Genomic DNA, 21,993 nt, shown 5'->3' on the forward strand with positions numbered 1-21,993 from the left:
ACTTAGAGATGCAAATCATTCTGCTCGAAAAAGTTGCCAACCTGGGTCAACTGGGTGATGTGGTCAACGTGAAGAACGGCTTTGCCCGTAACTTCCTGATCCCGCAAGGCAAAGCCAAGCGCGCAACCGAAAACAACCTGAAAGAGTTCGAAGCTCGCCGCGCCGACCTCGAAGCCAAGCAAGCAGAGATCCTGGCCGATGCCAAGGTCCGCGCTGAAAAGCTGGTTGACGCTGTTATCACCATCGCTCAAAAAGCAGGTGTTGACGGCCGCCTGTTCGGCTCGGTGACCAATGTGGACGTGGCTGAAGCCGTGACCGCGTTCGGCGTGGCCATCAAGCGTTTCGAAGTCCGCCTGCCGAACGGCCCGTTCAAGGCCATCGGCGAATACGACATCGAAATCGCTCTGCACCATGACGTGGTCAGCGCGATCAAGGTTGTTGTAGTTGCCGAAGCCTAATTCCTGATTCAGGAAGGCTTCAAGAAAAGCCCGCTTTCGAGCGGGCTTTTTCACGTTCGGCGTCCAGCGGGTTGGGTGGGGCAACTACGGCGTGCGCGAGCTGAGGAGGATGTATTTCGGCCCGGCTTTGCGCCGGACGCCGCTTGGACGGAAGGCTGTCGCGCCAGGAGCCGACGGCTGGGCGCCGCTATCTGGGAATCGCGGCGGCCTTGGAGCGATACCGGCCACGGCGGCTGGGAAGTTGGCATGCAGCCGGCGGATTGCGGTTCCGGCTGATCTGGGACAATCTGTCTGCGTTGCGATATTGCGACAATAAGGCCTGCAATCCACAACGAGCCGTCTCATGGTTTATCTGCAACTTCTGGTGGTGCTGGGCGCGATTTTCATCGGCGTGCGCATGGGCGGGATCGGCCTGGGCGTCACCGGCGGCGCGGGTCTGTTCATCCTCACCTTCGGCTTCGGCCTCAAGCCCGGCCATGCCCCGATAGACGTGATCCTGATCATCATCTCGGTGATCACCGCCTCCGCCGCGCTGCAGTCGGCCAGGGGGTTGGACTACATGGTGGCGCTGGCTGCGCGTTTCCTCCGACGCAGTCCGCGCCACATCGTGCTGTTGGCGCCGCTGGTGGGTTGGTTGTCCACCTTTCTGGCCGGCACCGGCTTCATCGCTTTGGCCTTGATGCCGATCGTGGTGGAGGTGGCGGAGAAAACCGGCATCCGGCCGGAGCGGCCGCTGGCCGGCCTGACCGTGGCTTCGCAGAACGCTATCGTCGCCTGTCCGGTATCGGCCGCCACGGTCGCGCTGGCCGCCGTGCTGGCGCCGCACGGCGTCGCGCTCACCGACATCATCATGATCAGCATTCCGGCCACTTTGCTCGGCACCTTGGCTGGCGGCCTGACGATGCTGCGCTATGGCCGCGAACTGGCCGACGACCCGGTTTACCGGCAGCGGCTTGCGGACGGCCTCGCGCGGCCGGATCCGACTGCGGACGCGCAGGGGTTGCCGAGAACCGCCGCCTGGTCGGTGTATGGTTTTCTCGCCACGGTGGCGCTGATTGTGTTGCTGGCGGCGCTGCCGCAGTTGCGGCCAGCCTGGCCCGGGGCGCATGGCATGGAGCCGGTGGCAATGGTGGACGTGATCCAGATGTGCATGCTGGGCTACGCCGCGCTGGCGGTGATGGTGTGCAAGGCCGATCTGCATGCCATGGCGGCCGGCGGCATGTTCCGATCCGGCGCGGTGGCGGCGGTGACCATCCTGGGCGCGGCCTGGATGAGCGATGCCTTCATCCAGGCCAATCTGCCGCTGTTCCAGCACAATATCGTCAGCATTGTCCATGCCGCGCCGTGGCTGTTCGCCTGCGCGGTGTTCACCATGGCGGTGATCCTGTTCAGCCAGGGGGCGACCACCAAGGTAATGATGCCGTTGGGGGTGTCGTTGGGACTGGCGCCGCCGCTGTTGATCGCAATCTATCCGGCGGTGGTGGGGGTGTATGTGCTGCCAAGCTACCCCAGCATCATCGCGGCGGTGGAGATGGACTACACCGGCACCACCCGCATCGGCCGCTGGGTGTTCAACCACAGCTTCATCCTGCCGGGCCTGGTGACCACCACGGTGTCGATCGCGGCCGGTTTCGCGCTGCAGGCGCTGCGCTGAGCGGAATCAGCTTTCGCTGGCCAGCACCACGCGCGCGCGCAGGCCGGGGGCGTTGTCTTCGGCGATGGCCAGCAGGCGGTCGATATTGGGATGGCTGCCCGGCGCCGCGCGGGCGGCGGCGGTGTGTTCGGCGAACAGTTCCAGCCCTTCGCGGGCGGCCTTGCGGTCGATATGGCCATGGCGCTTCACCAGCGCGTGGTAGACGCGCAGCGAGCCGGCGGTGCCCGGCTGGTTTTCCAGCCGGTGCACGGCTTCGCCTGCCGGGTTCAGCAGCACGATGGCGGCGATGTCGTCGGTGGCGGGCAGGGTGGACAGCTGTTCCTGGAAGGTGGCCATGGTCATTCTCCTTGTTATGTTTGCGACTGCAGTGGATGAGAATAAGGGCGAAACATGACAGTTCTAGTACGTAGTTGCCATTTGTGTGACAGTAAATGTTAATTTATGTTTCAGTTTGGTGCCGGCCGGCATTGTCTTGCACTAATTTGGTGCGATTTTGACCGGCTGACCTTGAATATCTCCGTTTGAAACGGTCTTTTCAAGCGCTTTGCGGCTGGCACGGTGTTTGCTGAGTAGAAGGCATGCAAGCGAGCGGGGCCGCAAGGTCCACAGCGCCAGTCTGCAAAGGGGAGGATGAGAGCGGCTCAGCCGCCATTGGAACGGGGTTGTCGAAGAGGTAAGCTTCGACAACCCCGCTTCATTTCCGGCCCGCCGGCTAAGGCTGCTCGCCCATCAGGTAGCGTTGGCTCATCTGTTTGAAATGATCGCCGCCTGACTGGCGCAGCAGTTCGAACAACACCATCTCGCGGCTGACTATCGCCGCTCCGGCCGCGCGCATCCGCGCCAGCGCCAGCTCGACGTCGGAAGCCTTGCGGCTGGATACCGCGTCCGCCGCCACGAATACCTGCTTGCCGGTCTCCAGCAGCTCCAGCGCCGTCTGCAGCACGCAAACGTGCGCCTCCATGCCGCAGATTATGATCTGGCGTTTAGCCAGCAACTGGGGCGGCAGGCAGCCGGCTGCCACGCAGGAGAAGTGCAGCTTGTCCACCACCGGCGCTTGCGGCGCGGCCTCGCGCAGTGCCGCCACCGTGCCGCCCAGGCCGCGCGGGTATTGCTCGGAAAACACAATGGGCAGTTCGTGGTCGCGCGCCGCTTGCACCAGCCAGCGGCTGCGTTGCAGCAGGCCGTCGGCGTCGTACACCGCCGGCAGCAACTTTTCCTGGATGTCGACCACCAGCAGGGCGGCGTCCTGTTTTTGCATCAGCATGATCAGCTCCGGTTGAGTCAAGCCGCCAGCTTAGCGCCATTGTCGGCTGGCGGCATCCTTATCGCGGACGGGATATGCTCATGTGTTGCTTGCCTGGTCGGCCAGATAGCGCTCGGTCATCTCGCCCAGCAGCGTGCGGCCGGGATTGTCGCCGCGTATCCACTCCTCCGCCGGGAACAGCTGGAACAAGCCCACCTTGATCAGCGTGGGAATAGCCAGCTGCAGCTGGCGCTCCACCTCGCCGCGCTCGCCCTGATTGTAGGCGGCGATATTGACCAGCATGGCGGCGACGGTGCCGGTCTGCACCGTGCTGCCGTCGCGCAGCTTCACCGCGGGCAGGGTTTCGCCGTCGGCGATGACCTTGCTGTTGATGGCGGCGAGCTCGCCGGTATGGTCGATGGTTTGGGCGTTTTGGCTCATGGTCTGGCTCCTTGTCTGGGGAGTAGCCAGTATCGCGCTGGCGCCATCGGCACGCTTTATATAGAGTGCCAATATATATTGAAAAAGGGCCAGTGATGGAACAGAGCCATCCGATGGTGGGAGTCCGATTGACGGTTCTCAAACGGCGAGCCGGCGATCACACCGCCATGCACACGCATGCTGGCGGCCAGCTGGCTTTGGTCTGCCGCGGGGCGCTGGAGCTGACGGCGGCGGACCGGCGCATGTTGATGCCGATGGGGTGCCTGGGCTGGATTCCGCCCCGCCTGCCGCATGGCGCGCATTACCATGGCGATTTGCATGGCTGGAGCCTGGAGCTGGACAGCGGCTTGTCGGCGGCGCTGCCAGCACAGCTGCAGGCATGGGGCGGCACGCCGCTGCTGGAGGGGATATTCCGGCGTCTGGCCGCCTGGCCCGAGCAGGCCGACGAGGCCGCTGCGGCGCGGCTATTGCAGGTGCTGGGCGATGAGCTGGCTTGGGCGGAACCGTATCCATCCAGCCTGCCGTGGCCGCGGCATCCGGCCTTGCGTCAGCTGGCGCAGGCCTTGCAGGCGGAACCGGCGCGGGATTGGTATCTGCAGCGCTGGGCCGAGCATATCGGCATGTCGCGCCGCAGCCTGATCCGCCATTTTCGCGCGGAAACCGGCCTGGGAGTGGGCGAATGGCGCGAGCGGCTGCGCATGATGCGGGCGCAGGCGCTGTTGGCTGAAGGGCGTTCGGTGAGTTTCTGCGCGCTGGAATTGGGATATTGCGACTGCAGCGCCTTCATCGTCGCCTTCCGCCGTTGCTTCGGCGGCACGCCGGGGCGGTTTTTGTCGGACTGAAAATTATATTGCTATGCACAATAATTATTTGGCATGATGGTCTGCCGGGCCTCGCGGCGATCCCGCCGGCGCCCACCAACTCTGGGAGACCATCATGTCCCAAGCCCAAGCTTATCTGATCCGTTCGATCGAGCCGTCCGACGCCGCCGCGCTGCACCGCATCAAGACCGCGCCCGGCGTATTTCCCAATACTTTGCAGCTGCCTTATCAATCGCTGGCGGTCACTGAAAAGCAGTTGCAGGAGAAGCCGGCCAATATCCACAGCCTGGTGGCCTGTGCCGCCGACGGCGAAGTGGCGGGCAATGGCGGATTGATCGTCAATGACAGGCCACGCATCCGCCACAGCGCCAGCCTGTTCCTGGTGGTGCATGACGACTGGCAGGGCAAGGGTGTGGGATCGGCCTTGATGCGGGTGATCACCGACATGGCCGACAACTGGCTGGGCTTGATCCGCATCGAGCTGAAGGTGATACACGACAACGCCCGCGCCATCGCGCTGTACGAGAAATTCGGCTTCGAATACGAGGGCAGGATGCGCCAGGAGCAGCTGCGCGCCGGCAAGCTGGAGGACGTGCTGGTGATGGCCAGGCTCAACTGGCCAGCGAGAGCGGCATCATGAACGCTTACTCCATTCGCCATCTGGCGCCGTCCGACGCCGGGGCCGTTCACGAGATGATGAGCGATGCCGCCACTTTCGGCACCATGCTGGGCCTGCCTTATCCATCGCTGCATGAGCGCAAGGAGAGGATGCTCGCGCAGGATGGAGCCGCGCAACAACTGGTGGCGCTGAGCGGGGACGGCGGGCTTGTGGGGACCGCGACGCTGATTCCGGCCGAGCGCGAACGCTTGCTGAGCACAGCGGAGCTGGGCATCGGCGTGCACCGCGACTGGCAAGGCCGCGGCGTGGGCAGCGCCTTGCTGGCGGCCTTGCTCGATTTGGCCGACCATTGGGTCGGCATTCGCCGGGTGGAACTGACGGTATTCGCCGACAATCGGCGCGCCCAGGCTTTGTACCGCAAGTTCAGCTTCGTAGAGGAGGCGCATCTGCGCGCCTACGCGCTGCGCGATGGCGAGTATCACGACGTTTTGGCGATGGCGCGCCTGCGCGGCGCGCAAGGGGAAAGGCCATGAGCGATTACCGCATCCGCCATCTGGAGGCGGCCGATGCCGCCGCGCTGAGCGAGTTGATGAGGGATGACAGTGTCTATGGCAACACCTTGCAGCTCCCTCATCTGTCGCAGCAAAGCCTGGAGCGCAATATCCATCATCTGCTGCGGCCCGGGCGCTGGCAGTTGATCTGCGAATCCGCATCCGGCGAGGTGCTCGGTCATGCCGGCTTGTGGCGGCTGGATGAGCCGCGTTTGGGCCATATCGCCGGGTTGGGCATCATCGTGGGCCGCAACTGGCAGGGCAGGGGCGTCGGCAGCGCGCTGATGGCGGCCTTGATGGATCTGGCCGACAACTGGCTGGGCCTCGCGCGCATCGAACTGACGGTGTACGCCGACAATCTGCAGGCGCAGGCCTTGTACCGCAAGTTCGGTTTTGTCGAGGAAGTGCGGATGAAGGCCCATTCCTTGCGCAACGGCGTTTACGAGGACAGCGTGCTGATGGGGCGCCTGCGTCCAGGTGGCCTGGCGGGAAACTGACAGGCCGGACGCAAAACAGCGCCGTGAGCCTGCTGGCTCACGGCGCTGTTCTTTTACCGGCGGGAGGCGGCGCTTATTTTTGCGTCGGGGCTTGGGCCGGGGCTTGCTGGGTCTGCTCGGCGGCCATGCGGTCGCGCATTGCCTTCATATTGGCGTAGCCGTCGCTGCCGGCCATGGCGGCGCCGGACAACAGGATCAGGGACAGGGCGGCAAGGGTGGTTTGTTTCAGCATGGCGGTTTCCTTTATCGGTGTGTGCTTCCAGCAAATGGTTATGCATCAAAAATATTGATGGCTGCTTTGGGCTTTTTGCTGGTGTCTTGCTACGGATGCCATTCTATTCCTAGAAAGGGCGCGATAAAATCGGAAAGAACCGAACAAAGTATTCAAAAAAATTAAATAAGGACGCGTAGTGAAACTGACTTTGGAAGCTTTGCAGGTGCTGGACGCCATTGAACAGCACGGCAGTTTCGCGGCTGCGGCGGAGGCGCTGTTCAAGGTGCCGTCGGCCTTGACCTATACCATCCAGAAGCTGGAGCAGGGGCTGGGCGTGGCGATCTACGACCGCAGCGGCCACCGCGCCAGGCTGACGCCTGCCGGCGAGAGGCTGCTGCGCGACGGCCGCCACTTGCTGGATGCGGCCCGCCAGCTGGAGCTTAGGGTAAGCAAGCAGGCTCAGGGCTGGGAAGACAAGCTGCGGATCGTAGTTGGGGATCTGGTCGGTTTCGAGCAATTGCTGCCGTCCATCGCCGATTTCGACCGCTTGCAGTCCGATACCCGGCTGCATTTCATCCGCGAAAGCTTCGGCGGCATCTGGGACGCCTTGTACGACGACCGCGCTGATCTGGTGATAGGCGCGCCCAACCAGCCGCCGCCGGGGGACTATTTCACCCGCAATATCGGCGATTACAATTTCGCGCTGGTGGTGGCTGCCGGGCATCCGCTGGCCGATGCGCCCAATCCCTTGCCGCCGCATGCGCTGCGCCGCCACCGCGCGGTGGCGGTGGGAGACACTTCGCGCCGCTTGCCGGCGCGCACCGGCGGCCTGCTGGAGGGACAGCAGGTGCTGACCGTGCACAGCAGCCAGGCCAAGCTCAAGGCCATTCTGGCCGGGCTGGGCAGCGGCCATCTGCCGCGCTCGCATGTACAGCCCTGGTTGGACAGCGGCCAGCTGGTGGAAAAGGAGGAAGAGGAAAACGGCAGCTTTCCGCCGATGTGCTTCGCCTGGCGGCTGGAGCAGCCGGGCCGGGCCTTGCAGTGGTTTATCCAGCGGCTGGAGCGGGCGGTGGCGGAGCGGGAGCTGACCATCTGATCCGGCAGGCATGAAAACGCCTGCCGCGGTTTGGCGGCAGGCGGCGTGCGCAATGCGGGGACTCAGCGGTCTGAGGGGATGGAGTTGAACTGCGGCACCGTGGGCGCCGGCTGGTTGTGCAATTGGGCGTCCATCCGTCCGCGCATCGCCCACATCACCGACAGGCCGTCGCTGCCGGCCAGCGCCGATGCGGAAAGTAGCAGAAGGGACAGGGAACTGGCGATTATGGTCTTCAACATGGCTTTATCCTTATCGCTAACTTGGAATTAGGCCGCGTCAAGCCGCTGTGGGCAGATGAAGCTAGGTTGGGCAGCAGTTTGGCTCCGGTCATCGGCGCCGCAGCCTCGGGGCTGAGGCGCTGATTGCAGTGTAGACAGTGTCAGAGGTTTTGACATGTGTGCAATTGCAAACATCTTTTTAGAATCATCGTCTTGCAAGCATGCTGGCTTTATGACAATGCGGCGGCTCCATGGGCGGTAGCCGCCGCCGTGCTAGATGTCCTGGCCTTCGACGATGCCGTCGTGGCTGGCGGCGCGGCGCGGCAGGATCAGATTGAGGCCTATGGCCAGCAAGGAGCACAGGCCGACGCCGGCCAGCGCGAAATCGCCCAGCTTCAGCGTCAGGCCGCCGATGCCGGCGGTGAGCACCACCGAAATGATCACCAGATTGCGTGGCTCCATCAGATCCACCTTGGCTTCAATCAGGGTCTTCAGGCCGATGGAGGCGATGGTGCCGAACAGCAGCACCATGATGCCGCCCATCACCGGCATCGGGATGGACTGCAAAAGCGCGTTGAATTTGCCGAAGAAGGCCATCGCGATGGCGAAGACCGCCGCCCAGGTCATGGTCACCGGGTTGAAGTTGCGGGTGATCATCACCGCGCCGGTTACTTCGGCGTAGGTGGTCACCGGCGGGCCGCCGATCAGGCCGGCCACGCACACGCCCAGGCCGTCGCCGGCCAGCGTGCGGTGCAGGCCGGGGCTCTTGGTGTAGTCCTTGCCGGTGACGCCGCCTATCGCCATCACGCCGCCGATGTGCTCGATGGCCGGGGCGATGGCCACCGGCAGCATGAAAGCCGCCGCCGCCCAGTTGACTTCCGGGCTGTGGAAGGCGGGCAGCGCCAGCCAGGGCGCGTCGGCCAGCTTGGCGAAATCCACTGCGCCCATGAACGCGGCGGCGATGTAGCCGACGATCACGCCGGCCAGGATGGGCACCAGCTTGAACATGCCGCGGGCGTAGATGGAGACGATGATGGTGGTGGCCAGCGAGATGGCCGCCAGCAGCAGCGAAGTTTCATACGGCAGCAGCTGTTTGCCGCCGGCCTGGCCCATCGCCATGCCGGAGGCGGCGGTGGCGACGCTCAGGCCGATGATCATGATCACCGGGCCGATCACCACCGGCGGCAGCAGCGTGTTCACCAGCGCCATGCCGCGCCAGCGCACGATGGCGGCGAAGACGAAATACATGAAGCCGGCGGCGAACAGGCCGAACATGGTGGCGCCCTGGCCCCAGGTGTGGATGGAATAGATGATGGGGCCGATAAAAGCGAACGAGGAGCCGAGGAAAATCGGCACCTGGCGCCCGGTGCAGACCTGGAACAGCAGGGTGCCGATGCCGGCGCCCAGCAGTGCCATCGCCGGGTTCAGGCCGGTGAGCAGCGGCACCAGCACCAGCGCGCCGAAGGCGACGAACAGGATCTGGGCGCCGGACACCGCCAGCTTCAGTTGTTGCATCATGATTGGTGTTTCCTTGTGGTGAGTCTCTTGTTCAAAGCTTTTGGGCTTACACGGTGCAATACATCACCGCTTGCGCCAGCGTGTTGTCGACATCGGCTGCCACGCCGCTGCGCCGTTTGAAATCCAGCACCATCTGCCGCACCGCCTGATAGCACTCGAAGCCGGGCGTGGCCTGGTAATGGATGTCCACCCCCAGCCGCGCCGCCACCTTCTTGACCGTCGTCGGCTTGACGCAAACGTGGAACTGCGGATCGAAGCAGGCCAGGAGGCAGCTGACGATAGGCCATTTGCCGGCGTTGGCCTTGGGGTCGTTGCGCGCCAGGCGCAGCGTTTCGACGTAGGCGGCGAAACTGTCCGGGCCGAAGTCGTGCAGCGCGCCGCGCAGCGACTCGACGAAGGGCAGGTTCAGATCGCGATAGTCCATGTAGTTGCGGAAGGCGATTTTCTCGAAAGTGCTGACCGTGGTGGCCAGCGAGATGATCTGGCGACAGGCCTGGGTGACTTCCGCCAGCTTGCCGCTGGCCAGCGCCGCATCCAGCTTGTCGCGGCTCAATTCGCGCTGGCACAGCGCCTCGGCCTTGGCGTAGCTTTTATGCTTGCGCGCGAGCGCCAGCCAGTCCGGGTCTTGGAAGCCGCCAGGGAAGCGGGCGAGAAAATCGGCGTCGATCTGGGCGTAGCGGTCCATCATTCTGCGGCTCCTTCGCGGGAGAAGAGAGGCGTGCTGAGAATTTGCGACTGCGCGGCCATGCCGTGGCGGGCATAGAAGCCTTGCGCGGCCTGGTTGAACTGCATCACTTCCAGCCGGATTTCGTCCGCCTGGCTGGCGCGCGCCCAGTCCTTGGCGGCGCGCAGCAGCGCCGAGCCGACGCCAGCGCGGCGGCGCGCCTCGTCCACCACCAGGGTGTTCAGCTTGCAGATGCGGCGCGGCAGCAGGAAGGGCAGGGATGGAGTCAGCAGCTGCAGCGTGGCGAAGCCTGCCGGCAGGCCGTCGATTTCGGCCAGCAGCATGGTCCTGCCATCGCCGTCCAGGGCTTCGGTCCAGAAAGCCCGGTCGGCCGCGGCATCCGCCTCGGCCCGGAACAGCGCGGGCAGCGCCAGGTGATGCTGGCGGTTGATCTGCGCGGCCAGCCGGCAGACGGCGTCGATATCCCGCGGTTCAGCCTGGCGTATCAGCATGGTGTCGGCGTCCGTGGCGCTTGCAAAAACGCCGCCGGTCGCAAAAGCAACGGGCGGCGTGTCGGGGGGCATCGGAGATCAGACCTGCTTGGTGCCGAAAATCTTGTCGCCGGCGTCGCCCAGGCCCGGGATGATGTAGCCGTGCTCGTTCAGGTGGCTGTCCAGCGAGGCGGCGTAGATCTGCACGTCCGGGTGGGCGTCGTTGACGATCTGCACGCCTTCCGGCGCGGCCACCATCACCACCGCCTTGATGGTCTTGCAGCCGTTGCGCTTGAGCAGGTCTATGGTGGCGACCAGCGAGCCTCCGGTGGCCAGCATCGGGTCGATGATGATGGCGATGCGCTCGTCCAGATTGCCGACGAACTTCTCGAAGTAGGATACCGGTGCCAGCGTTTCTTCGTTGCGGGCCAGACCCACCACGCTGATCTTGGCCGACGGCACCAGGTCCAGCACGCCGTCCAGCATGCCGATGCCGGCGCGCAGGATGGGCACCACGGTGACTTTCTTGCCCTTGATCTGCTTGACATCTATCTTGCCGCACCAGCCGTCGATGGTGACGCTTTCCAATTCGAAATCGCGGGTGGCCTCGTAGGCGAGCAGGCGCGCCAATTCCTGGGTCAGCTGGCGGAACTTCATGGTGCTGGTGTCCGCTTCGCGCAACAGGCCCAGCTTGTGCTGTACCAGCGGGTGATCGACGATGGTGATGTTCAATTCTGGCTCCCTACCTTGGCAAAAAGCTGCTTGCCGCGGGGTTTCGCATGGCAAACAGCTTTCGAATACATATGACAGCGGCAGCCGCAGGGCTGCCGTGGGGGTATGGGCAGATATTCTAACGCTTCTTGCCGCCTGAAATCCACTGGGAAAATCCGGGGGCGGACGATGGGACGGCGTTGTCGTCGCCAAGAAACGACCCACCCGGCCTGGGCCGGTGGGTGTGGCAGGCTGCGGATCTGTGCTTACAGGTCTTTGAGCAGCTCCTGCAGTTCGCCGTTTTGGAACATCTCGTACATGATGTCCGAGCCGCCGACGAACTCGCCCTTCACGTACAGCTGCGGAATGGTCGGCCAGTTGGAGAAGTCCTTGATGCCCTGGCGGATGTCCGGATCGCGCAGCACGTCCACGGTCAGGAAGTCTTCCACGCCACAGGCCTTGAGGATCTGCACCGCGCGCGAGGAGAAGCCGCATTGCGGGAACTGGGCGGAACCCTTCATGAACAGCACCACGGTGTTGGCGGTGAGCGTCTGTTGAATATCTTGTTGAATCGACATGTTTGCAATCCTTAGCGTTGTGCCGGCGGCTGAGCGGGCCGGCAAATACCCGATCTTTTCAATAGGTTATTCTACGTGCGAGCATCGGACTGGTCAATTTGCCTAACCTTTGCCTGCCACTGCGGCAGGAACAACCGCACCTGGCCCTCGTACAGCGCGCGCCGGGTGATCAGGCGCGACACGGTGGCGGCCACCAGCGCCGTGGCCATCAGCGGGATGATCATCGCCGAGGTGTCGGTCATTTCCATCACGATCACGAAGCCGGTCATCGGCGCGCGGGTCATGCCGGCAAAGAAGCCTACCATGCCCAGCAGCACCACCATGGTTTGCGGCAGGAAGGGCAGCAGCTGCGACATATTGAGGCCGAAGCCGGCGCCCACCGCCAGCGAGGGGGCGAACATGCCGCCCGGCACCGCGCTGATGTGGCTGACGAACATGGTGATCAGCTTGAGCACGCCGTAGTCGTGCAAGGCTGCGCCGTGGCCCTCTATGATGTCGCGGGCGCGGAAGTATCCGGTGCCGAAGGTGCTGCCGTCGCTGGCGATGCCGATCACCGCCAATACCAGGCCGCAGCCGGCGGCGAAGCGGATCGGATGGCTGGCGCGCCAGCCGTGCAGCGGGCCGGGCAGCCGCTGCGACAGCGCCAGCATCACCCGGCAGGCCAGGCCGCCGATCAGGCCGCCTATCGCGCCGCATACCGGGATGGCCAGCCAGGTCTGGCTGTTGTCCATCGCCACTTGCACCACGCCGAAATAGTTGTAATTGCCGTGGATGGCGAAAGTGGTGAGGCCGGCCACGATCACCGACAGCAAAATGGTGGAGCTGGCGCGCATGTCGAAAGTGCGGCCCATATCCTCGATGGCGAACACGATGCCGGCCAGCGGCGCGTTGAAGGCGGCGGCCACCCCGGCGGCGGCGCCGGCCAGGATGAAGCTGCGCGCGGCGCCTTCGTGGCGCAGCGCGGCCTTGCGGTTGAGCGAGTACTTGATGGCGGCGCCGACCTGCACGATGGGGCCTTCATAGCCGAAGGTGGCGCCGGAGCTGATGCCTATCAGCGTCAGCAGCACCTTGCCGAAGGCGGCGCGCAGCGTGAAACAGTATTCGCGCAGCTTTTCCATGCCGGGCTCCAGCGCGGCGATGGATTGCGGGATGCCGCCGCCGGTCGAGCCGGGAAAGAAGCGGTGCATGATCCAGATGGCCAGCGCCAGCCCGGCCGGGGTGATCAGCAGGCTCCAGTAGGGCGAACAGGCATAGGCCTGGTAGAACAGATCGTGCGACAGATGGCTGCCCAGCGCGAAGATGTAGGCCACCGCGCCGATCAGGATGGCGGCGATCCATACCGGCACCTGGCGCCGCCACTGTGCGGCGGATAGATAGAGATAGCGCAGCTGGCGGTTCATTTTCTGCCGTTTGGTGCGGCGGCTGAGGAAATCCTGCATCGGCTTAGGGACCCGGGGGGAGTGGCGTCGCCGCGCGGCGACTTTTATCACAAACCGCTAATGTACAATAAATGCCAGCCCGATACGAGCACAGCCCGCATGCTGGAAGCTGGCGGGCTGTGTCCGGATGCTGCTTGTCGCTTAGCTGGCGCTGCGTTCCAGCACCGCGGCGAAGAAACCGTCGGTGTTATGCCGATGAGGTTTCAGTTCCAGGTAGTCGCCGCATTGCAGCGGGATTTTCTGCTCGGCCAGCACTTCGTCGATCTTCACCAGGCGGAAATCGGCATGCTCGGCCAGGAAGGCTTCGACGATGCCCTGGTTTTCCTGCGGCAGCAGGCTGCAGGTGGCGTACACCAGGCGGCCGCCCTGTTTCACCAGCCGCGCGGCGGAGGCGAGAATGGAGGTTTGCTTGGCGTTGAGCTCGGCCACGCTTTCCGGGCTCTGGCGGAATTTCAGGTCCGGATTGCGGCGCAAGGTCCCGAGGCCCGAGCAGGGCGCGTCCACCAGCACGCGGTCGGCCTTGCCGGCCAGGCGCTTCACCTTGGCGTCGTTCTCGTGCGACAGCAGCTGCGGATGAACGTTGGACAGGCCGGAGCGGGCCTGGCGCGGCTTGAAGTTGGCCAAGCGCTTTTCCGACACGTCGAAGGCGTACAGGCGGCCGCTGGAGGCCATCTGCGCGCCCAGGAGCAGCGTTTTGCCGCCGGCGCCGGCGCAGAAGTCCACCACCATTTCGCCGCGGCGCGCGCCGGTGATCAGGCCCAAGAGCTGGCTGCCTTCGTCTTGCACTTCAAACACGCCGGCCTTGAACAGCTCGTGTTTGGACAGAGCCGGCTTTTCCTTCAGGCGGATGCCGATCGGCGAATAGGGGGTGGCTTCGCAGAGGATGCCTTCGGCGTTTAGGCGGTCCAGCAGCTCTTCGCGCTTCATCTTCAGCGTGTTGACGCGCAGGTCCAGCGGCGCCATCGACATCAGGCCCTGGCCCAGCGCTTCCACCGCCGCCGGCTCTTGTTCGCCCAGGCGCTCGATCACCCATTGCGGCAGTTCGGCGCGGATTTCCAGGCTGTCCTCCAGCGCCTTGCCCTTGATGCCGCCGAGCCACTCGCGCTCGCCGGCGCTGGTGGCCTCGGTCAATTCCTTGACGTTAAGCTTGTTGAACTTCATCAGCGCCACCAGCGCCAGCCGGCGCGGCGTGGCTTTTTCCGGCGCGATCAGCGCGCGCAGCTGGATCAGGCGGCGCAGCGCGCCGAAGGCGGTTTCGGCGATCAGGTGACGGTCGGCGCCGCCCAGCTTGTTGTGCTCGCGGAAATAGGCGGACAGCACCGCGTCGGCCGGGCGGTCGAAGCGGGTCATCTGGCCGATGACGGTTTCCAGGTGTTTCAGTTGGCTGTGGCTAATGTGCATTCTTGTTCCGTATTGTCGGTTGCGGCGGCAGTTCCCACTGCAGCGCGCCATTTATTTCTATGCGGATCGCGCGTAGTTCGATCCGCTTCTTGTCGTCGATGCGTGTGATGCGCACCGGCAGGTTGGCGAAATCTGGCGCCAGCCAGAATTCGGTGATGTCGCCGCCTCCCTTGGCCTGGAATACCACCACGCGCATCTTGCCGGCGTTGGTGTCGTAGTCGAAGGTGCCGGTGGAGGCCATCGGGTAGTCGTAAACTTTTTTGGCGGTGGTGATCTGCAGCGGCTTATCTCCTAACTGCCCACCTTTCAGTCCCAGTTGGAAAGCCAGGCTGTAAATGTCTTGCGCGCCGGGCTGGAGCGGGAGCTGTTGCTCCCCGCGCAGACCGTAATGCAACAAACCGGCGGCGTAGTCGAAGCGGGCTTCTTCTTTCGCTTGCTCGCCCTCGAAGGACTGCATGCTGTCCGGCCGCAGTCCGCTGTTGCCTATCTGTCCCTCCACCCGGTAACTGTAACCCTTGGTAAACAGGCGGAGGGCGAATTTCGGTGTCGCGACAGTTTCCAGCCGGTAGCGTCCATTGCCTTGTTGCCAGTTTAGAACCCCGGTCCCCACGTTTCCGCTATTCAAGTAAAGATCATAGGTCAGCTTGGCGGCGCCGGGGAACTTGCGCAGCGGATGTGGTGGCTGGATAAAACCTTCCGCCGCGGCTGTCGGTCCGCTCGGCGGAGGCGTTTCCTTGTCTTCCGGCTTGATCTTGGCCGTGCTTGCGGCCTCGTGCGAGGGCGAGCTGGACTGGGCGTGCGCGTCCTTGTGATGGCCGGAGCGCTCCTCCGCCTGAGGCAAAGTATTTTCCGCGACGGCTTCCGGGCTCGCGGCGACCATTATCGGCGGCGCGGCGGGCGCTTCCGCCGGAGCCGACGCCGATTGCTTGTCCGCCACGGCTTGCGAGGCGGCCTGCTTGCGTTTCGGCCTCGGTTTGGCCGCCGTTTTTTTGGCTGCGCGGCGCGCTGCCGGCGCCAGGCTGACGCCGGAGCTGACCGGCGGCGGCTTATGCTCCGGTTGGTCCAGCCGCAGCGCTTGCATCTTGACGTCTATTTTTTCCAGCTTGGGCGTTTCCGCCGGCTGTAGGCTGATTTCCGGCAGCAGATCGGATCCCAGCAACAGCAGGTGCAGGGCGAACGACAGGACGAGAGCGATCAGCAGCAGGCGGCGACGGGTCATTTATGCATGTGAGAGTGGTTCGGGCGCCAGCAGGCTGGCGGCGGCGGCGGGTCCGCCGGTCACCTTGCCGCCGACGATGGCGATTTCTCCGGCGGCGAAGCGGCGCACCGCCTCCGGATACAGCCGGTGTTCCAGCTTCAGCACCCGGGCAGCCAGGCTGTCCGGCGTGTCGTCGTCCAGCACGTTCACCGCGCCCTGGGCGACGATGGGACCATGGTCCAGCTCGGCGGTGACGAAGTGTACCGTGCATCCGGCCAGTTTGCAGCCCATTTCCAGCGCGCGCTCGTGGGTGTGCAGGCCAGGGAAGGCCGGCAGTAGCGACGGATGGATGTTGAGCATGCGGCCTTCGTAGCGGCGGGTGAAGCCGGCGGTGAGGATGCGCATGAAGCCGGCCAGCACCACCAGGTCGGGGCTGTGCGCGTCTATCGCGGCGGCCAGCGCGGCGTCGAAATCCTCGCGGCTGGCGTAGGCCTTGTGGTCCAGCGCCACCGCGGCGATGCCGCGCTCGGCCGCCCAGGCGAGGCCGGCCGCGTCCGGACGGTTGGATATCACCGCGGCGATGCGCGCGCCGGGAAGCTTGGCTTCGACGATGGCCTGCATATTGGAGCCGCGGCCGGAAATCAGGATGACGATGTTTTTCATGGTGCCGGTTTCGTATCGATGTTCAGCGGGGTTTGCGCCAAATGACAAGCGCCGCCGGCAAGGCCAGCGGCGCCAATGGCATGCGGAGTCGGGCTTTACGCGATCTGGGTCTGGTGCTCGCCGCCGACGCGGGTGCGCACCGCGCCGATGCGGTAGACGGTTTCTCCGGCTTCGCGCAGCACGCTCATCGCCTGCTCGGCGTGTTCCGCCGCCACCACCACCACCATGCCGATGCCGCAGTTGAAGGTGCGGTACATCTCCTGGATGTCCACATTGCCTTCCTTCTGCAGCCACTGGAACAGCTTGGGCAGCGGCCAGCTGGCGGCGTCGATCTGCGCCACGGTGCCTTCCGGCAATACGCGCGGGGTGTTTTCGGTGATGCCGCCGCCGGTGATATGGGCCATGCCCTTGACCGGCAGGGTTTCCATCAGCTTGAGCAGAGGCTTCACGTAGATGCGGGTGGGGGCGATGATGGCGTCGCGCAGCGTCTTGCCGTCATCGAAGGCCGCGTCCAGTTCCGGTTGCGCGCGGTCTATGATCTTGCGCACCAGCGAGTAGCCGTTGGAATGCACGCCGTTGGACTTCAGGCCCAGCACCGCGTCGCCCGGCTGGATGTCGCGGCCGGAAATCACCTTGCTTTTCTCCACCACGCCTACGGCGAAACCGGCCAGGTCGTACTCGCCGGCCGGGTACATGCCAGGCATTTCGGCGGTTTCGCCGCCGGTCAGCGCGCAGCCGGCCATTTCGCAACCGGCGGCGATGCCCTTGATCACCAGGGTGGCCTGCGCCACGTCCAGTTTGCCGCAGGCGAAGTAGTCGAGGAAGAACAGCGGCTCGGCGCCCTGCACCAGGATGTCGTTGACGCTCATCGCCACCAGGTCGATGCCGACGGTGTCATGGCGGTTCCAGTCAAAGGCCAGTTTCAGCTTGGTGCCGACGCCGTCGGTGCCGGATACCAGCACCGGTTCCTGGTACTTCTTGGAAATCTCCACCAGTGCGCCGAAACCGCCGATGCCGCCGAGTACCTCCGGGCGCATGGTGCGCTTGGCAAAAGGCTTGATGTTTTCGACCAGCGCGTCGCCGGCGTCGATGTCTACGCCGGCATCACGGTAACTGAGGGACGTGGTATTCAAGATAAACTCGCTTTCTGCAAACTTGAAATATTTTTACATCAAGCTTTCGCCGGTGCGAAAGCACTGTATTTTAACTGAAAACTGGCGAAAAGGCTGGCAAAAGCGGCAGGCGTTTTTTAGCGGCGGGCCATGGTGCCGTCGTCATGGACGCCGCCGCGGCAAAAGGCGGTTCCACCCGGGGGCCGTATCGGCGTAAAATCGGATCATTGATGTCAAAACACAGCGCAGCACCGTAAATTGGACCAGCTAGTACTCGATCTCACGCCTACGCCGCTGCCGGCCTTCGACAATTTCCTGGCCGAGCGCAACCGCGAAGTGATCACCGCCCTGACCGCCACCGAAGGCGAACGCTTCCTCTATCTGTGGGGCGAGCCTGGTTGCGGCAAGACCCATCTGCTGCAAGCCTGGATCGCCCACGCCGAGCGGTTGGGCCGCGCCGCCATCTACCTGGACGGCAAGGACGGCCACCTGCCGGATTTCGCCCGCGAGGCCAGCTTCATCGCGGTGGATCATGTCGACGACTTGGCGCCGGACGACCAGATCACGCTGTTCTCCTTCTACAACTCGCTGAAGGAGAGCGGGGAGTCGCGGCTGCTGATGGCCGGGCGCAATCCGCCGATGGCGCTGTCGGTGCGCGACGATCTGCGCACCCGCATGGGCTGGGGGCTGGTGCTGGAAGTGAAGGCGCTGTCCGACGACGACAAGCTCGCCGCGCTGCGCAGCCATGCCGCCAACCGCCAGCTGTCGATTCCCGACGATGTGTACCGCTACCTGCTCACCCACTGGCGGCGCGACCTCTCCAGCCTGATCGGCATGATAGACATGCTGGACCGCTACTCGCTGGCGATGCGGCGGCCGATCACTGTGCCGCTGGTGAAAAACGTTTTGCAAACCGCCACTCCGGAATCATGACGACAGCCACCCCCACCAAACGCAATCTCGCCCTGTTCGACCTGGACCACACGCTGCTGGCCGGCGATTCCGACTTCGAATGGCCGCGCTTTTTGATCAAGCGCGGCATTCTCGACGCCGCCCAGTACGATGAGCGCAACAGCTACTTCTACCGCCAGTACCAGAACGGCACGCTGGACATGCAGGAATACCTGGCCTTCATCCTGGCGCCGTTGACCCGCTTCAGCCGCCATCAGCTGGATGAGCTGCACGCCGACTACCTGGAAAACCACATCAAGCCGCTGATCCTGGCCAAGGCGCGGCAGCGCCTGGCGGCGCATGCGGCCGAGGGCGACCAGATCGTCATCATCACCGCCACCAACCGCTTCATCACCGGCCCCATCGCCCGCGATCTGGGTGTGGAGCACCTGATCGCCATCGAGCTGGAAGAAGACGCCGACGGCAATTTCACCGGCCGTCCCACCGGAGTGCTGAGCTTCAAGGAAGGCAAAATCACCCGCATCGAGCAGTGGCTGGCCGAGCGCGGCGAAAGCTGGGACAGCTATGCCGCCAGCTATTTCTACAGCGATTCGCACAACGACCTGCCGCTGATGAAGCTAGTGGACAAGCCGGTGGCGGTGGACCCGGACGACAAGCTGCGCGCCTACGCCGAGGAACATGGCTGGCCGGTGATCTCCCTGCGCGATTAATCGCGTCGGACCAAGCATTCGATGCTGCGTTGCGCCGCCTTGCCGTACGATTTGTACTGTCTGCGGCTGCGGCTTTTGCCTCGAGCGCCTTGTCCGCCGTTTGTGTTCTGAGTGGATCTTCGCAGCCTGTGCTTTGCCGCAGGCTGTTTTGCCATCTGAAAGGAAAGCATGATGGATGCCATGCAGGATTTCCTGCGCCGCGCCGAGGCGGTGCTGACCCGGCTGGAGCCTATGCTGCCGCCGCCCGGGCGCGAGCCGGACTGGAGAGGCCAGGCTTTCCGCTGGCGCCGCCAGGGCCTGGCCGGCTGGCTGGAGGCGGTGCGCGATCCGCACACGGTGGAGCTGACGCGGCTGACCCAGGTGGACAGCCAGCGCGAGCAGCTGCTGGCCAACACCCGCCAGTTCGCCGCCGGCCTGCCGGCCAACAACGTGTTGCTGACCGGCGCGCGCGGCACCGGCAAGTCCTCGCTGGTGAAAGCGTTGCTGCCGCTGTTCGCCGCCGAGGGGCTGAGGCTGATCGAGATCGAGCGCGAGCACCTGGCCGACCTGCCGCAGCTGGTGGAACTGGTGGCGGGGCGTCCGGAGCGCTTCATCCTGTATTGCGACGACCTGTCGTTCGAAGCCGGCGACGCTGGCTACAAGGCGTTGAAAAGCGCGCTGGACGGCGGCCTCTCGCGCCGTTGCGACAACCTGCTGGTGTATGCCACTTCCAACCGCCGCCACTTGCTGGCGGAGCAGATGGCCGACAATCGCGAAGGCTGGCTGAAGGATGGCGAGATCCACCCGGGCGAGGCGGTGGAGGAGAAAGTGTCGCTATCCGACCGCTTTGGCCTGTGGCTGTCCTTCTACCCGTTCGACCAGGACGGCTATCTGGCGGCGGTGCGGCAGTGGCTGGGCCATTTCGGCCTGAAATACGGCGATCGCGCCGAGCGGGCGGCGTTGCAGTGGAGCCTGTCGCGCGGTAGCCGTTCCGGCCGGGTGGCCTGGCAGTTCGCCTGCCACTGGGCCGGCAGCGAGCGCCTGGCGCGGCGCAAGGACAAGGCTGGCAAGTGACGCAACCGGGCGGCCGCGATGCGGCGGCCCACAGAGACGACGGAATATGACGGGCAGCAAGATCATTGAAGTAGTGGCCGGCGCGCTGATGCGGGCGGACGGCGGTTTCATGCTGGGCAGCCGGCCCGAAGGCAAGCCCTATGCCGGCTATTGGGAGTTTCCCGGCGGCAAGGTGGAGGCGGGGGAGACGGCGCTGCAGGCGCTTAAGCGCGAGTTCGTCGAGGAGATGGGCATAGCTGTCACCGATGCCACGCCGTGGCTGACCAAGACCCACCATTACGAGCACGCCTCGGTGCATCTGCGCTTTTTCCGCATCTGGGACTGGCAGGGCGAGCCGCAGCCGCGGGAGGGCCAGTCTTTCGCCTGGCAACTGCCCGGCCGCTACACGGTGGCGCCGATGTTGCCGGCCAACGGCCCCATCCTGAAGTCGTTGGAACTGCCGCCGCATTACGCGATCACTTGCGCGCATGAGATCGGCGTGGCGGCGCAATTGCAGAAGCTCGCCGAGCGCGACTGGGCGATGGTGCAGGTGCGCGAACCGCAGATGGTGCGGGACGAGCTTGCCGATTTTGTCGCCCGCGCCGCCGCCATCGTCCGGCCGCGCGGCGGCAAGCTGCTGGTGAACGCCGATCCGGCCTGGCTGGCGGGTTGGCCGGTGGATGGCGCGCACTTGAACGGCGCGCGCTTGGCCGCGTGCGAGCGGCGGCCTGATTTTGCCTGGGTGGGCGCGTCGATCCATAGCCAGGCCGAGTTGCTGCGCGCGGGTGAGCTGGGCCTGGATTACGCGTTACTGGGCCATGTGGCCGCCACCGCCAGCCATCCCGGCCATGCGCCCTTGGCTTGGGACGGCTTCACCGGCTGTCTGGCGGGCGACGTGCCGTTGCCGGTGTACGCGCTGGGCGGTCTGGCCGCGGATGATCTGCCCATCGCGCGCGAGCACGGCGCGCACGGCGTGGCCTTGATGCGCGGAGCCTGGCGATGAACCGGCAGCAGCGCAAGTGGTTGATCATAGGCGTGGCGCTGATCGCGCTGGCGGCGGTGAAGGCCGGTCTGATCTACTGGTATCTGCACAACAAGCAGTCGAAGCCCAAACCGCAGGCCCTGGCCTGCGCCATGGGCCGCGGCGCCTGCGCCTTGCCGGGCGGCGGTAGTTTGCGCTTCGTCTCGCCGCCGCAACACGGCCAGCCGTTCGAGGTGAGGCTGGAGGGCGTGACGGGCGGCGCCGCGCCGACGGTGGATTTCGCCATGCCGGAAATGGACATGGGCTTCAACCGCTATACCTTTGTCCGCGAGGGCGCTGGCTGGAAGGCCCAGGTGATCCTGCCGATGTGCGTCAGCGGCAGCCGCCGCTGGGTGGCCGAGGTGAAGGTGGGCGAGGCGGCCTATAGCCTGCCGTTCAACGTCAGGTAGGCGTTGGCTGCAATGAAAAAAGCTCCCTCGCGGGAGCTTTTTTTACGCCTGGAGCTTACTTGGCGGCCGAGGCTGCCTTGTGTTCAGCCTTGTGCTTTTGATGCGCGGCGCCGGAAGCGTGCTTCTTGTGCGCTTTCTTGTGCTGGGCCTTCTTGTGTTCGGCCTTGTGTTCCATTTTCTTTTCGGCGGCCGGAGCGGAAGCGGCCGGAGCGGCGAAAGCGGAGCCAGCGAAAGCAGCAGCGATCAGAGCGGTCAGCAGTTTTTTCATGATGTTCACCTTCCTGTGTGACTTATTGGTATCGGCGTGTATGCCCTTTGCCG

The 21,993-nt window shown here is 64.6% G+C and carries 28 protein-coding genes; 12 read left to right on the forward strand and 16 right to left on the reverse strand.

From position 1 onward, the window contains the following. Positions 1 to 8 precede the first annotated feature (8 nt). The gene (rplI, locus tag BI347_RS05495; protein WP_071115468.1) at positions 9 to 458 is read left to right on the forward strand and encodes a 50S ribosomal protein L9; all 450 of its coding nucleotides are present in this window, start codon (positions 9 to 11) and stop codon (positions 456 to 458) included. A 343-nt stretch (positions 459 to 801) separates the two neighbouring features. Continuing rightward, complete coding sequence (locus BI347_RS05500; protein ID WP_071115469.1) at positions 802 to 2,112, forward strand: anaerobic C4-dicarboxylate transporter family protein; 1,311 nt, start codon at positions 802 to 804, stop codon at positions 2,110 to 2,112. A gap of 6 nt (positions 2,113 to 2,118) precedes the next feature. On the opposite strand, the gene BI347_RS05505 is transcribed toward BI347_RS05500, so the two are convergent. The 3 genes from BI347_RS05505 to BI347_RS05515 form a co-directional block, all read right to left on the reverse strand. Beyond that, a complete protein-coding gene (locus tag BI347_RS05505) occupies positions 2,119 to 2,448 on the reverse strand; it encodes a DUF2322 family protein (protein WP_083338715.1) in 330 nt (109 codons plus the stop codon). Between the two features lie 376 nt (positions 2,449 to 2,824). Further along, positions 2,825 to 3,376: a hydrolase gene (locus tag BI347_RS05510; RefSeq protein ID WP_071113758.1), complete on the reverse strand. Its 552-nt coding sequence runs from the start codon at positions 3,374 to 3,376 to the stop codon at positions 2,825 to 2,827. A 78-nt stretch (positions 3,377 to 3,454) separates the two neighbouring features. Next, positions 3,455 to 3,796: a DUF7709 family protein gene (locus BI347_RS05515; protein WP_071113664.1), complete on the reverse strand. Its 342-nt coding sequence runs from the start codon at positions 3,794 to 3,796 to the stop codon at positions 3,455 to 3,457. 113 nt (positions 3,797 to 3,909) lie between these two features. Here BI347_RS05515 and BI347_RS05520 point away from each other — a divergent pair, with 113 nt between their 5' ends. The 4 genes from BI347_RS05520 (at position 3,910) to BI347_RS05535 (ending at position 6,284) form a co-directional block, all read left to right on the forward strand. Then, positions 3,910 to 4,638, forward strand: coding sequence for an AraC family transcriptional regulator (locus tag BI347_RS05520; protein WP_071116346.1), 729 nt, complete (start codon positions 3,910 to 3,912; stop codon positions 4,636 to 4,638). Between the two features lie 94 nt (positions 4,639 to 4,732). Then, positions 4,733 to 5,257: a GNAT family N-acetyltransferase gene (locus BI347_RS05525; protein WP_071115471.1), complete on the forward strand. Its 525-nt coding sequence runs from the start codon at positions 4,733 to 4,735 to the stop codon at positions 5,255 to 5,257. Next, a complete protein-coding gene (locus BI347_RS05530) occupies positions 5,254 to 5,769 on the forward strand; it encodes a GNAT family N-acetyltransferase (RefSeq protein WP_071115472.1) in 516 nt (171 codons plus the stop codon). Before BI347_RS05525 ends, BI347_RS05530 begins: the two co-directional genes overlap by 4 nt. Beyond that, positions 5,766 to 6,284, forward strand: coding sequence for a GNAT family N-acetyltransferase (locus BI347_RS05535; protein ID WP_071113667.1), 519 nt, complete (start codon positions 5,766 to 5,768; stop codon positions 6,282 to 6,284). The genes BI347_RS05530 and BI347_RS05535 overlap by 4 nt, the downstream gene beginning before the upstream one ends. 73 nt (positions 6,285 to 6,357) lie before the next feature. Here the strand turns inward: BI347_RS05535 and BI347_RS24120 are convergent, their stop codons facing one another. Further along, positions 6,358 to 6,516: a hypothetical protein gene (locus BI347_RS24120; protein ID WP_167359401.1), complete on the reverse strand. Its 159-nt coding sequence runs from the start codon at positions 6,514 to 6,516 to the stop codon at positions 6,358 to 6,360. Between the two features lie 178 nt (positions 6,517 to 6,694). Here BI347_RS24120 and BI347_RS05540 point away from each other — a divergent pair, with 178 nt between their 5' ends. Next, entirely contained in the window at positions 6,695 to 7,594 is a 900-nt protein-coding gene (locus BI347_RS05540; protein ID WP_071113668.1) for a LysR family transcriptional regulator, read from the forward strand. A gap of 62 nt (positions 7,595 to 7,656) precedes the next feature. Here BI347_RS05540 and BI347_RS24125 read toward each other — a convergent pair whose 3' ends face one another. The 11 genes from BI347_RS24125 to purM all read right to left on the reverse strand — a co-directional run bounded on the left by BI347_RS24125 (position 7,657) and on the right by purM (position 17,608). Beyond that, on the reverse strand, positions 7,657 to 7,833 hold the full coding sequence (locus BI347_RS24125) for a hypothetical protein (protein WP_167359402.1): 177 nt from the start codon (positions 7,831 to 7,833) through the stop codon (positions 7,657 to 7,659). A gap of 252 nt (positions 7,834 to 8,085) precedes the next feature. After that, positions 8,086 to 9,327, reverse strand: coding sequence for a uracil-xanthine permease family protein (locus tag BI347_RS05545; RefSeq protein ID WP_095210836.1), 1,242 nt, complete (start codon positions 9,325 to 9,327; stop codon positions 8,086 to 8,088). A gap of 49 nt (positions 9,328 to 9,376) precedes the next feature. Beyond that, positions 9,377 to 10,018, reverse strand: coding sequence for a hypothetical protein (locus BI347_RS05550; protein ID WP_083338717.1), 642 nt, complete (start codon positions 10,016 to 10,018; stop codon positions 9,377 to 9,379). Beyond that, positions 10,015 to 10,506 carry a GNAT family N-acetyltransferase gene (locus BI347_RS05555; protein ID WP_071116348.1) on the reverse strand — a complete coding sequence of 164 codons (492 nt, stop codon included), beginning with the start codon at positions 10,504 to 10,506 and terminating at the stop codon, positions 10,015 to 10,017. The genes BI347_RS05550 and BI347_RS05555 overlap by 4 nt, the downstream gene beginning before the upstream one ends. A 78-nt stretch (positions 10,507 to 10,584) precedes the next feature. Further along, entirely contained in the window at positions 10,585 to 11,217 is a 633-nt protein-coding gene (upp, locus tag BI347_RS05560; protein ID WP_071113670.1) for a uracil phosphoribosyltransferase, read from the reverse strand. Positions 11,218 to 11,462: 245 nt separating this feature from the next. Beyond that, positions 11,463 to 11,774, reverse strand: coding sequence for a Grx4 family monothiol glutaredoxin (grxD, locus tag BI347_RS05565; RefSeq protein ID WP_071113671.1), 312 nt, complete (start codon positions 11,772 to 11,774; stop codon positions 11,463 to 11,465). 71 nt (positions 11,775 to 11,845) lie between these two features. Beyond that, the gene (locus BI347_RS05570) at positions 11,846 to 13,213 is read right to left on the reverse strand and encodes a chloride channel protein (protein WP_071115473.1); all 1,368 of its coding nucleotides are present in this window, start codon (positions 13,211 to 13,213) and stop codon (positions 11,846 to 11,848) included. 141 nt (positions 13,214 to 13,354) lie between these two features. Then, positions 13,355 to 14,608 (reverse strand): RsmB/NOP family class I SAM-dependent RNA methyltransferase, encoded by a 1,254-nt coding sequence (locus BI347_RS05575; RefSeq protein ID WP_204378064.1) that lies wholly within the window; start codon positions 14,606 to 14,608, stop codon positions 13,355 to 13,357. Then, a complete protein-coding gene (locus BI347_RS05580) occupies positions 14,604 to 15,833 on the reverse strand; it encodes a DUF3108 domain-containing protein (protein WP_071115475.1) in 1,230 nt (409 codons plus the stop codon). Before BI347_RS05580 ends, BI347_RS05575 begins: the two co-directional genes overlap by 5 nt. Further along, a complete protein-coding gene (gene purN, locus BI347_RS05585) occupies positions 15,834 to 16,475 on the reverse strand; it encodes a phosphoribosylglycinamide formyltransferase (RefSeq protein ID WP_071115476.1) in 642 nt (213 codons plus the stop codon). It abuts the gene before it with no gap. Between the two features lie 95 nt (positions 16,476 to 16,570). Further along, positions 16,571 to 17,608 carry a phosphoribosylformylglycinamidine cyclo-ligase gene (gene purM / locus BI347_RS05590; RefSeq protein ID WP_071113676.1) on the reverse strand — a complete coding sequence of 346 codons (1,038 nt, stop codon included), beginning with the start codon at positions 17,606 to 17,608 and terminating at the stop codon, positions 16,571 to 16,573. Between the two features lie 237 nt (positions 17,609 to 17,845). Between purM and hda the strand changes: the two genes are divergently transcribed. From hda to BI347_RS05615, 5 genes are all read left to right on the forward strand, one after another. Beyond that, positions 17,846 to 18,520 (forward strand): DnaA regulatory inactivator Hda, encoded by a 675-nt coding sequence (gene hda / locus BI347_RS05595; RefSeq protein WP_071113677.1) that lies wholly within the window; start codon positions 17,846 to 17,848, stop codon positions 18,518 to 18,520. Then, positions 18,517 to 19,209, forward strand: a complete 693-nt coding sequence (locus BI347_RS05600; RefSeq protein WP_071115477.1) for a histidinol-phosphatase — start codon at positions 18,517 to 18,519, stop codon at positions 19,207 to 19,209. Before hda ends, BI347_RS05600 begins: the two co-directional genes overlap by 4 nt. A gap of 171 nt (positions 19,210 to 19,380) precedes the next feature. Next, positions 19,381 to 20,262 carry an ATP-binding protein gene (locus BI347_RS05605; RefSeq protein ID WP_071115478.1) on the forward strand — a complete coding sequence of 294 codons (882 nt, stop codon included), beginning with the start codon at positions 19,381 to 19,383 and terminating at the stop codon, positions 20,260 to 20,262. Positions 20,263 to 20,308: 46 nt separating this feature from the next. Further along, positions 20,309 to 21,244 carry a Nudix family hydrolase gene (locus BI347_RS05610; protein WP_071113680.1) on the forward strand — a complete coding sequence of 312 codons (936 nt, stop codon included), beginning with the start codon at positions 20,309 to 20,311 and terminating at the stop codon, positions 21,242 to 21,244. After that, positions 21,241 to 21,672: a flagellar basal body-associated FliL family protein gene (locus tag BI347_RS05615; RefSeq protein WP_071113681.1), complete on the forward strand. Its 432-nt coding sequence runs from the start codon at positions 21,241 to 21,243 to the stop codon at positions 21,670 to 21,672. The genes BI347_RS05610 and BI347_RS05615 overlap by 4 nt, the downstream gene beginning before the upstream one ends. A 55-nt stretch (positions 21,673 to 21,727) precedes the next feature. Here BI347_RS05615 and BI347_RS05620 read toward each other — a convergent pair whose 3' ends face one another. Further along, positions 21,728 to 21,940: a hypothetical protein gene (locus BI347_RS05620; RefSeq protein WP_071113682.1), complete on the reverse strand. Its 213-nt coding sequence runs from the start codon at positions 21,938 to 21,940 to the stop codon at positions 21,728 to 21,730. Positions 21,941 to 21,993 lie beyond the last annotated feature (53 nt).

This window comes from Chromobacterium sphagni, from assembly GCF_001855575.1.
Classification (GTDB): Bacteria; Pseudomonadota; Gammaproteobacteria; order Burkholderiales; family Chromobacteriaceae; genus Chromobacterium; species Chromobacterium sphagni.

Bases quoted from the DNA above. Each gene is read 5' to 3' on its own strand.
- rplI (WP_071115468.1), top strand. From the start codon at position 9: ATGCAAATCATTCTGCTCGAAAAAGTTGCCAACCTGGGTCAACTGGGT.
- BI347_RS05500 (WP_071115469.1), top strand. From the start codon at position 802: ATGGTTTATCTGCAACTTCTGGTGGTGCTGGGCGCGATTTTCATCGGC.
- BI347_RS05505 (WP_083338715.1), bottom strand. From the start codon at position 2,448: ATGGCCACCTTCCAGGAACAGCTGTCCACCCTGCCCGCCACCGACGAC.
- BI347_RS05510 (WP_071113758.1), bottom strand. From the start codon at position 3,376: ATGCTGATGCAAAAACAGGACGCCGCCCTGCTGGTGGTCGACATCCAG.
- BI347_RS05515 (WP_071113664.1), bottom strand. From the start codon at position 3,796: ATGAGCCAAAACGCCCAAACCATCGACCATACCGGCGAGCTCGCCGCC.
- BI347_RS05520 (WP_071116346.1), top strand. From the start codon at position 3,910: ATGGTGGGAGTCCGATTGACGGTTCTCAAACGGCGAGCCGGCGATCAC.
- BI347_RS05525 (WP_071115471.1), top strand. From the start codon at position 4,733: ATGTCCCAAGCCCAAGCTTATCTGATCCGTTCGATCGAGCCGTCCGAC.
- BI347_RS05530 (WP_071115472.1), top strand. From the start codon at position 5,254: ATGAACGCTTACTCCATTCGCCATCTGGCGCCGTCCGACGCCGGGGCC.
- BI347_RS05535 (WP_071113667.1), top strand. From the start codon at position 5,766: ATGAGCGATTACCGCATCCGCCATCTGGAGGCGGCCGATGCCGCCGCG.
- BI347_RS24120 (WP_167359401.1), bottom strand. From the start codon at position 6,516: ATGCTGAAACAAACCACCCTTGCCGCCCTGTCCCTGATCCTGTTGTCC.
- BI347_RS24125 (WP_167359402.1), bottom strand. From the start codon at position 7,833: ATGTTGAAGACCATAATCGCCAGTTCCCTGTCCCTTCTGCTACTTTCC.
- BI347_RS05545 (WP_095210836.1), bottom strand. From the start codon at position 9,327: ATGCAACAACTGAAGCTGGCGGTGTCCGGCGCCCAGATCCTGTTCGTC.
- BI347_RS05550 (WP_083338717.1), bottom strand. From the start codon at position 10,018: ATGATGGACCGCTACGCCCAGATCGACGCCGATTTTCTCGCCCGCTTC.
- BI347_RS05555 (WP_071116348.1), bottom strand. From the start codon at position 10,506: ATGCTGATACGCCAGGCTGAACCGCGGGATATCGACGCCGTCTGCCGG.
- grxD (WP_071113671.1), bottom strand. From the start codon at position 11,774: ATGTCGATTCAACAAGATATTCAACAGACGCTCACCGCCAACACCGTG.
- BI347_RS05570 (WP_071115473.1), bottom strand. From the start codon at position 13,213: ATGCAGGATTTCCTCAGCCGCCGCACCAAACGGCAGAAAATGAACCGC.
- BI347_RS05580 (WP_071115475.1), bottom strand. From the start codon at position 15,833: ATGACCCGTCGCCGCCTGCTGCTGATCGCTCTCGTCCTGTCGTTCGCC.
- purN (WP_071115476.1), bottom strand. From the start codon at position 16,475: ATGAAAAACATCGTCATCCTGATTTCCGGCCGCGGCTCCAATATGCAG.
- BI347_RS05600 (WP_071115477.1), top strand. From the start codon at position 18,517: ATGACGACAGCCACCCCCACCAAACGCAATCTCGCCCTGTTCGACCTG.
- BI347_RS05605 (WP_071115478.1), top strand. From the start codon at position 19,381: ATGGATGCCATGCAGGATTTCCTGCGCCGCGCCGAGGCGGTGCTGACC.
- BI347_RS05610 (WP_071113680.1), top strand. From the start codon at position 20,309: ATGACGGGCAGCAAGATCATTGAAGTAGTGGCCGGCGCGCTGATGCGG.
- BI347_RS05615 (WP_071113681.1), top strand. From the start codon at position 21,241: ATGAACCGGCAGCAGCGCAAGTGGTTGATCATAGGCGTGGCGCTGATC.
- BI347_RS05620 (WP_071113682.1), bottom strand. From the start codon at position 21,940: ATGAAAAAACTGCTGACCGCTCTGATCGCTGCTGCTTTCGCTGGCTCC.